This is a genomic window from Vibrio aquimaris, assembly GCF_009363415.1.
GTDB classification, from domain to species: domain Bacteria; phylum Pseudomonadota; class Gammaproteobacteria; order Enterobacterales; family Vibrionaceae; genus Vibrio; species Vibrio aquimaris.
In genome coordinates this window covers 1,730,342-1,745,393 of record NZ_CP045350.1, presented here as the reverse complement: position 1 = coordinate 1,745,393, position 15,052 = coordinate 1,730,342, and the positions used below count along the sequence as shown (strand labels likewise).

The following is a 15,052-nucleotide window of genomic DNA, read 5'->3' as shown; positions in this document are numbered from 1 at the left end:
CAACAATGGAGGTGCTGTGGTTACATTTCAAAGCACTGAAGATTTGTCAACGTCAGCGGAAATGACTTACACCAATATGCGCTTATACTATCAATATTATGGAGTAGATTGGCAAGCTGATACGATAAAGCAAAAGATCGCTTCGCTGGTGAATTTTGATATTTTGTCTGATGAGAGGGTTATTGGCGCTATTCGATTAGAGACTATCGATGACTGTTGCTATTTGAGAGATTTGCAAGTCATCGATAGCTATCAAAACAAAGGTATTGGTGGTTTAGCACTCAACGAAGTAAAGCGTTTAGCTATTGGCTCGGGTGCAAATATACTTAGGCTTAAAGTCTTTAAAATGAGTCCTGCTTATCATTTATATAAACGTTTAAACTTTTTGACTGAACAGGAAGATGACAAATTTTACCACATGGCTTGTCATTTGTGATTGATATACTTTTTAACATTTCGGAATATGAATAACAGAATTGTGTTTACTGGTGGCCCTGGTGCGGGAAAAACATCCTTACTAGAGTACCTCAGCGACATGGGATATCCGTCAGCACCAGAGTCCGGACGCAAAGTGATTCAAGATCAGATAAGGACCGGCGGTTCAGGCCTTCCATGGGCAAATAAAACAGCGTTTCGCGATCTAATGATTATTCAAGAAGTGCGTAATCACAAAATGTATACCGATCCTAATGTAATGTTTTATGACCGTAGCATTATAGATTGTTACGGATATAGCCAACTTGAGCAAATCTTCCTATCTACCGAACTGATAAATCGATGTAATGAGCTTATGTATAACTCAAAGGTTTTTATCTTTCCTCCTTGGGAGGAAATTTATAAGAATGATGAAGAACGTAAGCAAGATTTTGGTCAAGCGGTTGCGACGTATCAGCAGATGGTAAATGCATACGAAAGGTTTGGTTATCAATTGGTTGAGGTGCCTAAAACTTCAACAACAGAGCGAGCAAACTTCGTTATTAACAACCTACCATCTATCTGAGCGTGTGAGTGACGACGCTTTACTTTCTTCCTCATTTTTACTCGGCCTTTTGTCAGGGTTAGTCGTAAAATTAAGAGGATTCTAACTTGAATTATGACCAGTTTAATGCGTTTTGTCGCTCGCTACCTGATACCACCCAAGTGGCTCAAGGTGGTAATGGCCATGTTTGGAAAATTAATGGAAAAGTATTCGCCTTTGGTGGGAGAGGCAGAAGTGGAAAGCCTGCATTTAGTTTTAAAACGTCGGACTCAAATTATGAGTTTTTAAAAAGCCATAAAGGCTATACACCTGCGCCTCATGCCTCAGGTCGTGATGGAAAGTGGATCCAACAACTTGATACGATTTGGTATCGAGATGATGAGCTTAAGCACTATATTACTGAATCTTATCGTATGGTTTCAAAAAGCAAAACTAAGACACAGCAAACGGATTCTGGCGATGTTGCCCTTAGTATCGGCAATTACAGTGGTTTGGGGAACGCCGCAATCAAACCCATAGATTAGGTGTTCACCTGTATAATGTTGTTTATCCCAAAATTTTGCACCTAGCTAGCGCTTTGAATACTAGCTAGGTACTATTGCAGGATATAAAAACTGGAGTACTTTTTATGTCTTATCCCTCTTGCCCAAACTGTCAATCTGGCTACGTTTACCCTGATCAAAACCACCTTGTGTGTCCAGAATGTGCCTATGAGTGGAACCCAGACGAAAAGCCAGACATTGTGACCGTCAAAGATGCGAATGGCAATGCGTTGGTAGAAGGTGACAAAGTCACCTTAGCAAAGGATCTCAAAGTGAAAAGCAGCTCCTTGGTATTAAAAATTGGTACTAAAGCTTTAATAAGACGGATAGTAGAAGGTAAAGACCATCAGTTAGATTGCAAAGTAGATGGAGCAGGAGAGATGATGATCACGGCTCATTTTGTTAAAAAGTCATAATCTTTATTGGAGCCGGGGAGAAGAGCGGTGCATGATGAAATCATTATTACCTCAAATCAAAATAAATTCTTACCAACATTGAGGCAGATTTATCTGGCCTCGAGAACAACGACTTTTAAATGGCTAGATAGCAAGCAGTTTTGTCTTGCTGATTTTGATATTGATGTGGAAGGTGAGCAAATATGGGTAGCTCTTTGCAAAGGTAATCCGGTGGGGTTTATTTCTATTTGGGAGCCTGAGAACTTTATCCATCACCTTTACATCTCGCCTGAATATACGAGAAAAGGCATCGGTGCTCGGTTACTTGAGTTTGTTAAACCCCGATACACTAGGTTAAGTTTAAAGTGTATGCAGCCAAATAAATCAGCGTTAAACTTCTATCAATCTCATGGTTTTATTAGTCAATCACAACACATGGACGAGTTTGGTGGATACCACTACCTAACCTATGAGGAATAGAATATTTTGCATAACCCAGTGGCACTTCTTGTTCATGTGCCCGATGTCTCTGTAGGACTTGATTGGTACCAGAAAGCGTTTCCTCTTGCCTCTCCCCATTATCTGCCCGAGTTTGACTTCACTGTACTCGATATTGAAGGGTTTTCGTTGGAGATTGTCCAAGCCGATAGTAAGGTGTCGTCTGGGAAATCAGGAACCGTCCTTTACTGGTCAGTAGATAGTGTCAGGGAATCAATCGACTTTCTGCAATCTATAGGGGCAACCTTATATCGAGGTCCAATGGAGATTGAAGGGGGGCAGTCTATCTGTCAGATGGAAGATCCCTTTGGGAATCTTATCGGCTTGCGAGGTAAGATGGATTAATTCGCCACTCATGTATGAGTGGCATAGTCGGTTACCACATAAGATCATCTGGTACCACAAAGTCAGCGTATGGATCGTCTTCTACAGGGACATCAGATTCAGGCTCTTTGAGGTCAATAATGATGTCGCTATCGCGCTGCGAAATTTTGTTTGCCACCACACTAGGAATGACCGCATAACCTTCACCAAAGCGTGCAATCGCCAATATCCCTTTAATAAGTTGCTCACGCATTAGACTATCGACATACAGGGATTTAACTAATGTGCCATCGGTAAAATTATACTTAATGTCGCCGTCATTGTTAGCAAGCTTATTCATTTCAATGAGTTGCTTAATTTGCGATTGAATTTCTTTGTTGAGGCGCTGCTCATTTTGTTCTGTACTGAGTGCCTTGTCGCGTTCTTGCTGCTGGCGTTTTTGCTCTTCTACAGCGGCTTTAACCTCACGAGCCTGAGTGCGTGATTTTTTGGATCCTTTCTTCGCCTTCTTTAGTTTCTTTTCATTCACTAAACCAGCTTTCAACATTTGTTCTTGCAGCGATAGCTTTGCCATGGTTTTTCCATTTTGATAAATAAACCCCATTATTTTATAGAGACATGACAAGCAAATAAAGAGGCTTTAACTAACTCAATTCTATGGCATCTTCAAATTTAATAAGGACGTGTTTCATATGGTTCTTTTATGTTATGTTCGAACATTACTGTAACCTTTGTTATTGGTATAAGTGCCAAGAAAAATGGGCATCTGTTGAGGGAATATGAAAACATTAGAGACACAGAGATTAGTGATGAGTCCCGTCAAAGAGGATGATATAGATATTTATCGAAAAATACTTAGTTCAAATCAACTGACTAAGTTTTTACCTAAAGGTACGGCTTATACTGAAACTGAAATCCAACGTACACATAGCAATAGAATTGCACACTGGGTCCATGGCTTTGGCTCATATGTCATAAACTTAAAGTCTCAACCCAGAGAAAAAATTGGTTATGTTGGGGTTGAGCTATGTGAAGATCCAAACTTTAGTGATATCAGATATGGTATGTTGCAAGAGTATCAAGGCAAAGGCTATGTTCTAGAAGCGTCACTAGCCGTTATTAGAGAAACATTTGGCTTGAACAAACACAAACGGATATATGGTGTATCAATGATTGAAAACTTACCATCTATTGCAGTTCTTAGAAAACTGGGGATGACGCCAGAGCCGGACTTAAATCTCTATCAGGATTGCGATGAACTCATTACATTCTCTATCGATCCAAAAACGGCGTTTGATATACAAAACTAGCTTTCGGTTGAGCCTTTACGTTTGAGGTGTGTAAAAATCTCACCCCAGACGGCTTTACTATTGCTATGGTCGGTACGAATCGCTTTAATAGTGATTAATGCTATCTTTTGTTCTAAAAGCCTAGGACCTGAGGGTGAAGTATGATTATTGTCGCGCGCTTTTCGTTTCCGCATGAAGCGCATATTGCGAAAGCGAGTCTTGAGGCGGCTGGTATTGAGAGCTGTATTGCTGATGAGTATACGATCAATACGCAGTGGTTGTACTCAAATGCAATCGGGGGTGTGCGCTTGATGGTTGCTGAGCAAGATCTAGAGCAAGCCGAGAATATTCTGAGCGCTGACTTTTCAGATGTATTATATGCTGAAAAAAGCGTCAGTTCACAGGATCATTGCCCAAAATGTAGTAGTCTAAATATTGAACTTTTTACCAAAAGTAAAGAGTCAGCTTTTTGGTATTTATACTTATTGGTTTTGCAGCGTTTTTATAAACACGGGATTTGATGTTGCGATTGTGGGCATTTTTGTAAACGTTTGGGCTAGCTGACATTATTGGAGGGGTTTCCAATGAAGATAGCAGTAGTTTTAGGTACGTCGAAAACGGATGGCAGTACGAGAGATTTGATCAGTCAGTTTGTTGATCAAACTCAAGCCAAGGTATTTGACTTACTGGATTATAAGCTTTCCTATTATGACAGCTTCCATGAAAATCGTAACGATGACTTTATCCCATTGATCCGTATGTTAAATCGTTACGATCATATCGTATTTGCTTCTCCTGTATACTGGTACGCTATGTCTGCTCAGCTTAAAGTTTTTTTCGATCGCTTGTCAGATTTACTGACAATAGAAAAGTCACTTGGCCGAAAGCTAGAAGGAAAAGAGATTTCAGTATTGGCGACTGGTTATGGGCAAGAGTTACCGGAATGCTTTATTGAACCCTTTAAGCTGACCGCCGATTATATGAACTTGGTATTTCGTGGTTTTGGTTACCTTCCCGTCGATGAAGATGAGGACCTAGCTCGGGTGCATGCTATTGCACAATGGTTTAGTGAGAGCATATGCCACGAATCGGTTGATTAACCTTCTTCTGTCTTTCGGTATCTATATGCGGATCGCAGTAAAGTATTGATTTTATGTCACTTATAGCACAAGATGTGAGTTTTGTGTTAAGACTTAAAGAGCTGTCAATGATTACAATTCGTCAATACAAGCCTGAAGATGTAGAGGCACTATGGGAAGTGTTTTTCTTCACTGTTCGAAATATTAATATTCAGCATTACTCTCAGCTGCAAGTTGAAGCATGGGCACCAGATAACTGGAATCAAGAAGTTTGGCAGGAAAAAATGCTGCAAATCTGTCCCTACATTGCGGAAATTAATGGTCAGCTCGTAGGCTATACAGATTTGCAAGATTCTGGGTTGATTGATCACTTTTTTTGTCACTATGAGTTTCAAGGGAAAGGCGTCGGTCGTGCAATGATGGAATATGTTATAGAACAGGCCAAGCAACGTGGTATCTCAAGACTTTATTCCGAGGTTAGTATTACCGCTCGCCCTTTCTATGAGCGTATGGGATTTACGCTTGTGCGTGAGCAACAAGTCGAAATGCGAGGTCAATTGCTGACCAACTTTGTTATGGAGCAATATTTATAGTTAGGTTGTAAATAAAGCGGGGGAGTAGTATGTCCGATGAGTTGAATAATGGTCTGGATAGTAAGGGCTTTATAGTGAACCCTTGTCCTTTAGATTATCTTCAGCCAGAGTTCAAGTCTTATCTTGAAAATACCATTCAAACTCTTGAATCTACATTTGAGAACCAACTGCATAGCGTATATCTATATGGCAGCGTTGCGAGGAAATGCGAAAAAGTATGTGTCTGATTTAGACATTTCACTAGGGCGTGTTGATCTTTCGTAAGTGTTTTTTGAACGGCATAGTAAAGAGTTATAATTTGCTTCGCCAAAAGTAAAACCATAACCAATACTATGCCAAGAACTATGTTAACTGATGTTCGCTGGGCACTGCTACTCCAAGTTATGAAAAGTACAGGTCGTATTTACGATAAAACTGAACATCGAATGACAGTTGAAGGAATACTTTATCGAATGAGAACAGGAATTCCTTGGCGAGATCTCCCCTCTGAGTTCGGAGAGTGGAGTAGCGTTTACAGACGATTTAATCTTTGGTCATAGAAAGGGATTTTAAACTAGCTTTTCAGAAGCTTATCTAGCATGGCTGATTTTGAATGGGTCTTTCTTGATGGCTCTATAGTTCGAGCGCATCAGCATAGTACAGGTGCAGCGACTGAAAGTTCAGAGCAAATAGGTAAAAGTCGCGGGGGCAACTCAACCAACATTCACTTAGCCGTGGATAGTGGTGGCCTGCCGATTTGCTTTGATTTATCAGAAGGACAACGCCACGATATAGTATATGCCGAAAGCTTAGTTGAGCAACTCGATGAAGTTAATACCATCGTTTGTGATAAAGGATATGACAGCGAGCCTTTCCGTACTTTTGTTAAAGAACGTGACGGCTAAACGGTAATAGCTAAACGCAATTACGGACAAGATATAGACAAAGACAGCATGTAATGGTGTCTATACCAGTATCGTCACTTAGTCGAAAATGCCTTTGCGAAAATTAAGCATTATCGGACTATTTCAAGTAGGTACGACAAGTTAGAAAGGAATTATGCCAGCATGTTATCGCTGGCATTCATATCAATGTGGCTACCGATGTATTGTTGAACACGAAATGCACAGCAAAGATCAACACGCCTTAGTGATAATGTTTTTAAATGGTTGGGTAATACTCTAGACAGCGGTACTCAAGTCGTTAAACATTTTGAACTAGGGAATGATTTACTCGATTTTAGAGACATTCTGGATGATAACGATGTTGAAGTCGCCGACCTGATTAACAAAATCGCACTGTCTATAGAAAACGATAATGTTGTCTTAAAGATAAGTGATGAAGGTACGGACCAAACGGTCATTATAAAGGGGCGGTGACCTCATTCGAAAATGCAGGCTTAATAGTTAACAATGGTATCATTGATGACCTAAATACTCTGGTTCGAATTTTGATAGTGGACAGTTAATTATCCACCTTGAGTGTTATATGTTCTTTTTAGGTCGAGTCACATAAATTCTCGTAAATCGCACGAAGTTCTTGTTAAACGTTTTCTTTTACTGTAGTTTCTCGAGCAATCTCGGATTTGTCTTAATATTGATAAACTGGGGGATACGCGTGATAACTATTCAGGCTGAGTATTTATTGCGTAGGGTAGGTATCGACAAGCTCTTTTGTCGATAGATGGGATACTAATGTCGCTAATGCGACATGTTGATGGGAAACCCAACATTGAACTCACATAAAAAACACACACTGATCAGCTTTGTTCTACCTCAATGCCCTGTATTACAAAACAGTTGCATTACTGAACCTTGATTCCCCAATTATAAGTTTTAATCCATTTATTCGCATGGAGTGTATTCGTATTGCCAGTTTTTGTGGTTTTGATACGAACGGGCAGCCGTACCTGCTATCCCATATAATAGTTAAATAAGTTACACAGAATATCGAAGGAGCTAGTCATGAGCACTGCCTTTGAAGTCGATAATTCGTTGAATGAAAACAATATCGCAAGTCCATTTTCGTCACAAATTCCCGTTGTAGATGGAGTTTACGACCTCACCCCTGATTCCGTTTTACAAGAACAATCCGAGCATGAATCTGAGGTCCGTTCATATCCTCGTCGACTTCCTATAGCTATAAGACAAGCTTATGGAGTGCTGGTTGAAGATACACGAGGTCAGATTTTTTTGGATTGCTTAGCGGGTGCTGGCACGCTTGCTCTTGGTTATAACCATCCAGAAATCAATCAAGCACTCAAAAATCAGCTTGATTCAGGCCTTCCATACCAAACGCTTGATATTGCGACGAAAGCCAAGACGCACTTTATCCAGTCGGTGAAAAATTTTCTTCCGCAAGAGCTTGGAGAAAATTGCGTTATCCAGTTCTGTGGACCTTCAGGAGCTGATGCTGTAGAGGCTGCGATAAAACTTGCTAAACAAACCACTGGTAGAAATACCATGTTTGCTTTCCGAGGTGCTTACCATGGGATGACCAATGGCACTATGGGCATGATGGGTAATTTAGGAACCAAAGCTCGCCGTACTGGCTTGATGTCGGATGTGCATTTTATGCCATTCCCGTACGACTTACGTTGTCCTTTTGGTTTGGGCGGAGAAAAGGGAGCACGTGCTGGTATCCGTTACATTGAGCGTTTGCTCAATGATGACGAGGCCGGAATCATGAAGCCTGCAGCTATTATCGTCGAACCTATTCAAGGTGAGGGTGGTGTCATACCTGCTCCAGCATTCTGGCTACAAGAGCTTCGTCGTATTTGTGATGAACATGAAATACTACTGATCTTTGACGAAATCCAATGCGGTGTTGGTAAGTCTGGATACCATTTTGCGTTCGAGGAAGCGGGTATCGTTCCGGACATATTATGTTTATCCAAAGCAATTGGTGGAGGCTTGCCAATGTCTCTGTTGGTGATCAATAAAGAGCATGATACTTGGTTACCTGGAGAGCATACTGGTACGTTTCGTGGCAACCAACTTGCGATGGTATCTGGTGCAAAGGCCCTCGAGATCATCGAGCGTGACAATCTTGTCGAACACGCAAATGTTGCTGGCCAGTATTTACGTTTGGGGCTGGAAGGCATTCAAAAGCGAGTCAACTGTATTGCTGATGTACGTGGTAAAGGGTTGATGTTGGGTGTGGAAGTTTGTCAGCCAAATCAGAAGCGAAATAAGTTCGGTGAACCTGCATCAGATGGTGAATTAACCTTATCTATTCAGCGCGCGGCTCTCGAAAGAGGCTTAATGGTTGAAAAAGGTGGGCGAGATGGTTCGGTCATCCGTTTCCTACCACCACTTATTATTTCCTTTGAACAGATCGATTTTGCTCTTCGTGTTCTCGAAGAAGCCATTCTGGCTTCTGGCGGCTCTTATAAGAAACAACAGGAGTCAAATCAGGTATGGAAAAAACACTTCATTCAAACAGGTGGAATGGAGAAGGCTGATTTTAGTACAGCCATGCACCATGCGACTGCGGCAATGGAAAAAGTGTTTGAGCAAGTTAGTGGTCCTTATTCAGGCATTGAACCTAAACAACTTGAGGAGTTAATCAATGCGGTTGACCTAAACAATCAACAGTCCAATCTGCTCGATGTTATTGACCATACCGCAGATCTTGTTGGTAAAAATGCCATCTTCACACAGCATCCAGACTGCATAGCACATTTGCATACACCTCCGCTGCTATCTTCGGTAGTGGCTGAGACTATCATTGCGTCTCTGAATCAGTCTATGGATTCCTGGGACCAAGCTTCATCTGCAACCTATGTCGAACAAAAAGTAGTGAGTTGGCTGTGTGAAAAATATGAACTAGGCAAAATGTCTGATGGTATTTTTACTAGCGGTGGAACCCAGAGTAACCAAATGGGATTGATGTTGGCGCGAGATTGGATTGCAGATAGGTTATCTGGTCTTTCAGTTCGTCAACATGGGCTTCCAGATTATGCAGATAAACTACGGATTATTTGCTCAGATAAATCGCATTTTACCATTCACAAGGCCGCATCTTGGATGGGGCTTGGTAAACAGTCTGTTTTGACTGTTGCAACCAACGTTGATGGCACTATGGACACAGTGCAATTGGAAAGAGTGGTTGCAGACGCTAAATCTAATGGCCTCATCCCATTTGCAATTGTAGGTACCGCTGGTACGACAGACCATGGTGCAATTGACGATTTAAATGCGCTTGCTGATATAGCAGAAGCTCACCAAATGTGGATGCATGTCGATGGGGCATACGGCGGAGCGCTGGTATTAAGTAGTCACAAAGACCGCTTGGCAGGAATCGAACGTGCCCATTCTATAAGTGTCGACTTTCACAAGTTATTTTATCAAACCATAAGCTGTGGATCTTTACTGGTTAAAGATAAAGCTCACTTTAAGTATTTGCTTCATCATGCAGATTATCTTAATAGAGAACACGACGAGTTACCTAATCTTGTCGATAAGTCTATCGCAACCACTAAACGGTTCGATGCCTTAAAGGTGTTTATGACGATGCAAAACGTAGGGCCTAAAACATTAGGGGCCATGTATGATCATCTGTTAGAACAAACCCAGAAGGTTGCCGAGTTAATCAACCAAGAAAAAGACTTCGAGCTTTTATCAACCCCATTACTGTCGACGGTTTTGTTTAGAGTCACAAGCAAACATTCAGTAGATCTAAATGAATTGAATAAAAGAGTTCGACTTAAAGCTTTAACGCGTGGTGTTGCTGTATTGGGCGAAACCATCGTTGATGGTAAAACGGCACTTAAATTTACGATTCTAAATCCATGCTTAGCCATGTCTGACTTTGAATCATTAATCGCAAAAATAAACGAGCTAGCAATTGAGTTAGCGTAACTTAGGTAATAAAACTATGGCAATTCTTCAGATTGGCGCAGGTGGTGTTGGCTGGGTAGTGGCACACAAAGCAGCGCAAAATAATAAGATCTTGGGTGATATTACTATTGCTTCGAGAACAATAAGCAAATGTGAAAAAATCATTGCTTCGATTGATAAGAAAAACAACCTACAAGATCCGACAAAAAAGCTAGAAGCAAAAGCTGTTAATGCCGATGATGTAGATGCTCTCGTTGCTCTAATTAATGAAGTCAAACCTGACTTGGTGATTAATGCTGGTCCCCCATGGGTAAATATGACGATCATGGAAGCGTGTTATCAAGCTAAAGTATCTTATTTGGATACGTCGGTTGCCGTTGATCTTTGCTCGGAAGGGCAGCAAGTACCACAAGCCTATGACTGGCAATGGGGTTACCGCGAGAAGTTTGCACAAGCGGGTATTACTGGGATTTTGGGGGCTGGTTTTGATCCGGGTGTTGTGTCTGTATTTGCAGCTTATGCAGTGAAACATTTGTTCGATGAGATCGATACAATCGACGTTATGGATGTGAACGCAGGTGATCACGGTAAAAAGTTTGCCACTAACTTTGATCCAGAGACGAACATGCTTGAAATTCAAGGCGACTCTTTTTACTGGGAGAATGAACAGTGGAAGCAAGTACCATGTCACTCGAGAATGCTAGAGTTTGATTTTCCATTAGTCGGTAAACATAAAGTTTATTCGATGGCTCATGATGAAGTCAGATCAATGCAAGAGTTTATTCCGGCAAAACGAATAGAATTTTGGATGGGGTTTGGTGATAAATATCTTAACTACTTTAACTGTATGCGGGATATCGGTTTATTAAGTCCGGATCCCTTGACTTTGCATGATGGTACCACGGTTCAACCCCTTCATGTTTTAAAGGCGCTGCTTCCTGATCCAACATCTCTTGCCCCTGGGTATGTAGGTAAAACTTGTATCGGAACTTGGGTTCAAGGCAAGAAAGACGGTAAAGAGCGTAGTGTCTTTATTTATAACAACGCAGACCATCAAGTAGCCTATGAAGATGTGGAGCATCAAGCAATCTCATACACTACTGGTGTACCAGCCATTACAGCGGCATTGCAATTTTTCAGCGGTAAATGGGCTGATAAGGGTGTGTTCAATATGGAACAACTCGACCCAGATCCATTCTTGGAAACTATGCCTGAGATTGGCCTTGATTGGCATGTTCAGGAATTAGAAGTTGGACAGCCAGATATTCAGATTTTGAAATAATTCCAAGCCTCCAATTATCTACCCCAAAGCCGGTACTTAGTTATCGGCTTTATTCGATTTTACGGTATTTAGAAATGCAAAAAAGTGAATTAAAAACACCCTATTTTATGATCAATGAAGCTAAGTTGATTGAGAACTTGGAACAAGCGAAGAAGCTAAAAGAGATATCAGGTGCAAAATTGGTATTGGCTCTTAAGTGTTTCTCAACTTGGGGCGTTTTTAACATCATTAAACCTTATTTAGATGGTACTACCAGTTCAGGTCCATATGAAGTCAAACTTGGATATGAGACATTTGGCGGAGAAACGCATGCTTACAGTGTGGGGTATAGTGAGGATGATGTTCGTGAAGTCGCCGATATTTGTGATAAATTAATTTTCAATTCACACAGTCAGTTGTCCGCTCATCGTCATATTGTCGAAGACAAGACATCGATCGGTCTTAGGCTGAATCCTGGCGTTAGCTATGCAGGGCAAGATTTAGCCAACCCTGCAAGACAGTTTTCTCGTTTGGGTGTACAGTTCGATCATATAGATCCCGCAGTATTTGAAAGTATTGATGGTGTTATGTTCCACATGAATTGTGAAAATAAGGATGTGGATGCGTTTATTCGGTTGTTAGACTCAGTTTCAGAAACATTTGGTCAATATCTCGATAAGCTTTCTTGGATCAGTTTGGGTGGAGGCGTGTTTTTCACGTGGCCGGGTTATGATATTGAAAAGTTGGGCCTAGCACTTAAAGCGTTCGCACATAAACATGGTGTACAAGTTTACTTAGAGCCGGGTGAAGCGATCATCACTAACACGACTGATTTGGTCGTGACTGTGGTCGATATTGTTGAGAATGGTATGAGAACCGCTATTGTTGATTCTGCTACAGAAGCACATCGGCTAGATACCCTTATCTATAACGAGCCTGCATCAATTCGTGAATCATCAAAACAGGGTCATTATGAATATGTCATAGGATCATGTTCATGTTTAGCTGGAGACCAGTTTTGTGTGGCAAATTTTGAGCAGCCACTTGAAATTGGGCAGCAACTGCATATTTTGGATAGTGCTGGTTATACAATGGTGAAACTTAATTGGTTCAATGGCCTGCGTATGCCGTCTGTGTATTGTGAACGTTCAAATGGTGAACTCCACAAACTTAATGAGTTTAACTATTCAGACTTTAAACGTTCTCTCTCACAATGGAGTGTTGAATAGAACTGCATAGTTGCCACTGGGTAGCGCTCAGCTACCCATCGGCTAGGATTCGACAATCACACGAATACCGTTACTGAGAGTCTCCAAGTCCTTTACTACATCATCAATAATTACATCTTCAGGCACCTTCACAGTCATATTCGCTGTGAATAAACTTGAGCTTACACCGCCGCCACCAGCAACAAAAACACGCTGACAGTCCATATCGAGGATATAGATATTTTGTCTATCCAGTGCGTGACTTATTTCATTGATGATACCTGCTCGATCCGCGGAATCTAATCTCAGTTTGTAGATACTTTCTGCGTTTTGAATGTGTTTTTTTGCTTTGCTAAATTTAACGAGAAGGCCTTCATGATCGCAAAAAGCATCTTTAACTAAGTCTTCATTTTCTTGAGGTATTTCAACTTTAATAACACCAGCAACGAGTTCCTCTAAAAAATTCACCTTGCTAACCAACCACTTTCCGCCGTGGTCATGAGTAATACTGGCCAGTTGCTTAATGGTTTGTGGTGTTGCATTTCCTGTAAAACTAACGATAAAAATTCGATTCATATAACCACCTGAGCAAAATCTATCTCGCATATCTAGTTTGATTGTAGAAGTCCTTCAAGAGTGGAGGTTGATTTGGGTCAACATTTAAAGTGGAATTTCTGCCATTTGACAATAACGTCGTCCAGTAAAGCGCCATATCACAGTAACTTGACTAACAACTGATAGAGCTAATTTTGGCAAGAATTTTCATAACTTTTCTGGTGATATTTGCATTGAAATTGGCAGTGTGAATTTTCCGTTTAATTCCAATTGAAGGTGATGATATGAAAGTATCAGCATTAGGTAGGGTGTTTATTTCACCAGTCTATAATAGGGATTTAGCTGAGAGAAAGCTTGAGATTATCTCTGTATCTCAACCATCTGAGTATGGTAAAAGCCGTTCTGCTTCTTTACCGCCCTTTAAATTCGAGGCTTTGCCTGAGACTCAGCATAAACCGATACAACCAGAGCGATTGAACACTACTTCGGTCGATGCTTTAGACTCCAAGAGTGGACTCTATGGTCTTGCAATACGTGATCATCAAGAAACAGAAGCGATTAAAAAACATACTGAAAGTAAATCGTTGGAAGGTATAAAGCGCTTGGTAGTTATTGGTGATAGCCTGTCGGATTCACATGGACGTATGAAGTCAAAAACTTTGGGTCTCATGCTGTCTTCTAGGCAGTACCATGAAGGACGTTTTACCAATGGGTTTGTATGGCCGGATTTTATATCCTCAGATGCTTACTTAAAAAAGCACATTAAAGACAAAGATGTGCGTGATAACTTCAAATTATTCAATTATGCAGAGGGTGGAGCAGTCACTGCACGTTACTCGAAATTGGACCCCACCTTTATTCTCATTTCTCATATGAGCAGACAAATCCGAAAGCATGAAAAAAAGGAAGGATTTAAGCCCGGAGACATGGTGGTGCTAGCACTAAGCGCCAATGATTATATGACTTTTTCTAAGCGGGATATTAACAAGGTGATGAATTGCTACCGAAATCAAATCACAAAGTTGGTGGAATCAAAAGGGGTTAAACATATTCTTGTTACTGGTGTTCCTGACTTGTCTACCACGGCTTTAGCGCAGAGAAAAGGGCAAGATTATCAACAGAAAATGGCCAAATTATCTCACGATCATAATGCTGCAATGCAAGTATTGTTAAAGCAGATGAATGAAAAATATAGAGATAAGGGAGTGGCAATAAAGTTTTTTGATTTTGGTGGGGAGTTAAGCAAACTTGTGACAGCGGCCAATAAAGTGGGTTATGACACAGTGACCGAAGAGCAGGCAGGGTATGTTGACCTACGTCGCTACTTTGGGCTTGGAGGATGGAGCCAGCCGTTTGATCCCGCACATAAGCACATATTTCACGATCAGGTTCACCCTAGCCAAGAAGTCCACCAAATCCTTGCGTCGCGCATGTGTGATTTTATCGTCAACGAGTTTGGTAGTAATGGTTAGCGCACTATCTTCGGCTTAAAGTTGCCAAGTGAACGAG

Annotated in this window: 17 protein-coding genes and 1 pseudogene; 16 read left to right on the top strand and 2 right to left on the bottom strand. The window is 41.0% G+C overall.

The features are described from left to right. Positions 1-16: 16 nt before the first annotated feature. The 6 genes from FIV01_RS08145 to FIV01_RS08120 all read left to right on the top strand — a co-directional run bounded on the left by FIV01_RS08145 (position 17) and on the right by FIV01_RS08120 (position 2,759). Positions 17-436 carry a GNAT family N-acetyltransferase gene (locus FIV01_RS08145; RefSeq protein ID WP_152430556.1) on the top strand — a complete coding sequence of 140 codons (420 nt, stop codon included), beginning with the start codon at positions 17-19 and terminating at the stop codon, positions 434-436. Between the two features lie 27 nt (positions 437-463). Next, a complete protein-coding gene (locus FIV01_RS08140; protein ID WP_152430555.1) occupies positions 464-1,000 on the top strand; it encodes an AAA family ATPase in 537 nt (178 codons plus the stop codon). A gap of 86 nt (positions 1,001-1,086) precedes the next feature. After that, a complete protein-coding gene (locus FIV01_RS08135) occupies positions 1,087-1,503 on the top strand; it encodes an MmcQ/YjbR family DNA-binding protein (protein WP_152430554.1) in 417 nt (138 codons plus the stop codon). A gap of 104 nt (positions 1,504-1,607) precedes the next feature. Then, positions 1,608-1,937, top strand: coding sequence for a zinc ribbon domain-containing protein YjdM (locus FIV01_RS08130; protein ID WP_152430553.1), 330 nt, complete (start codon positions 1,608-1,610; stop codon positions 1,935-1,937). Positions 1,938-1,964: 27 nt separating this feature from the next. Next, complete coding sequence (locus tag FIV01_RS08125; protein WP_152430552.1) at positions 1,965-2,396, top strand: GNAT family N-acetyltransferase; 432 nt, start codon at positions 1,965-1,967, stop codon at positions 2,394-2,396. Between the two features lie 6 nt (positions 2,397-2,402). Continuing rightward, entirely contained in the window at positions 2,403-2,759 is a 357-nt protein-coding gene (locus FIV01_RS08120; protein ID WP_152430551.1) for a VOC family protein, read from the top strand. Positions 2,760-2,790: 31 nt separating this feature from the next. Here the strand turns inward: FIV01_RS08120 and FIV01_RS08115 are convergent, their stop codons facing one another. Beyond that, positions 2,791-3,312 (bottom strand): DUF2058 domain-containing protein, encoded by a 522-nt coding sequence (locus FIV01_RS08115; RefSeq protein WP_152430550.1) that lies wholly within the window; start codon positions 3,310-3,312, stop codon positions 2,791-2,793. 205 nt (positions 3,313-3,517) lie between these two features. Here FIV01_RS08115 and FIV01_RS08110 point away from each other — a divergent pair, with 205 nt between their 5' ends. From FIV01_RS08110 to nspC, 9 genes and pseudogenes are all read left to right on the top strand, one after another. Beyond that, positions 3,518-4,048, top strand: a complete 531-nt coding sequence (locus FIV01_RS08110; protein WP_152430549.1) for a GNAT family N-acetyltransferase — start codon at positions 3,518-3,520, stop codon at positions 4,046-4,048. A 140-nt stretch (positions 4,049-4,188) separates the two neighbouring features. Continuing rightward, positions 4,189-4,548, top strand: a complete 360-nt coding sequence (locus tag FIV01_RS08105) for a putative signal transducing protein (protein WP_152430548.1) — start codon at positions 4,189-4,191, stop codon at positions 4,546-4,548. A gap of 63 nt (positions 4,549-4,611) precedes the next feature. Beyond that, on the top strand, positions 4,612-5,127 hold the full coding sequence (locus FIV01_RS08100) for a flavodoxin family protein (protein WP_152430547.1): 516 nt from the start codon (positions 4,612-4,614) through the stop codon (positions 5,125-5,127). Positions 5,128-5,234: 107 nt separating this feature from the next. Further along, the gene (locus FIV01_RS08095; protein ID WP_152431690.1) at positions 5,235-5,699 is read left to right on the top strand and encodes a GNAT family N-acetyltransferase; all 465 of its coding nucleotides are present in this window, start codon (positions 5,235-5,237) and stop codon (positions 5,697-5,699) included. Between the two features lie 332 nt (positions 5,700-6,031). Then, positions 6,032-6,793: pseudogene (locus tag FIV01_RS08090) on the top strand (IS5 family transposase). 54 nt (positions 6,794-6,847) lie between these two features. Further along, positions 6,848-7,057 (top strand): hypothetical protein, encoded by a 210-nt coding sequence (locus tag FIV01_RS08085; protein WP_152430546.1) that lies wholly within the window; start codon positions 6,848-6,850, stop codon positions 7,055-7,057. A gap of 585 nt (positions 7,058-7,642) precedes the next feature. Next, positions 7,643-10,540 (top strand): pyridoxal phosphate-dependent class III aminotransferase, encoded by a 2,898-nt coding sequence (locus FIV01_RS08080; protein ID WP_152430545.1) that lies wholly within the window; start codon positions 7,643-7,645, stop codon positions 10,538-10,540. 16 nt (positions 10,541-10,556) lie between these two features. Beyond that, a complete protein-coding gene (locus tag FIV01_RS08075; RefSeq protein ID WP_152430544.1) occupies positions 10,557-11,801 on the top strand; it encodes a carboxynorspermidine synthase in 1,245 nt (414 codons plus the stop codon). Between the two features lie 74 nt (positions 11,802-11,875). Beyond that, positions 11,876-13,009, top strand: coding sequence for a carboxynorspermidine decarboxylase (gene nspC / locus FIV01_RS08070; RefSeq protein ID WP_152430543.1), 1,134 nt, complete (start codon positions 11,876-11,878; stop codon positions 13,007-13,009). A 42-nt stretch (positions 13,010-13,051) separates the two neighbouring features. Here nspC and FIV01_RS08065 read toward each other — a convergent pair whose 3' ends face one another. After that, the gene (locus tag FIV01_RS08065; RefSeq protein WP_152430542.1) at positions 13,052-13,564 is read right to left on the bottom strand and encodes a glycine cleavage system transcriptional repressor; all 513 of its coding nucleotides are present in this window, start codon (positions 13,562-13,564) and stop codon (positions 13,052-13,054) included. A gap of 263 nt (positions 13,565-13,827) precedes the next feature. Between FIV01_RS08065 and FIV01_RS08060 the strand changes: the two genes are divergently transcribed. Further along, the gene (locus FIV01_RS08060) at positions 13,828-15,015 is read left to right on the top strand and encodes an SGNH/GDSL hydrolase family protein (RefSeq protein WP_152430541.1); all 1,188 of its coding nucleotides are present in this window, start codon (positions 13,828-13,830) and stop codon (positions 15,013-15,015) included. The last annotated feature ends 37 nt before the right edge of the window (positions 15,016-15,052 follow it).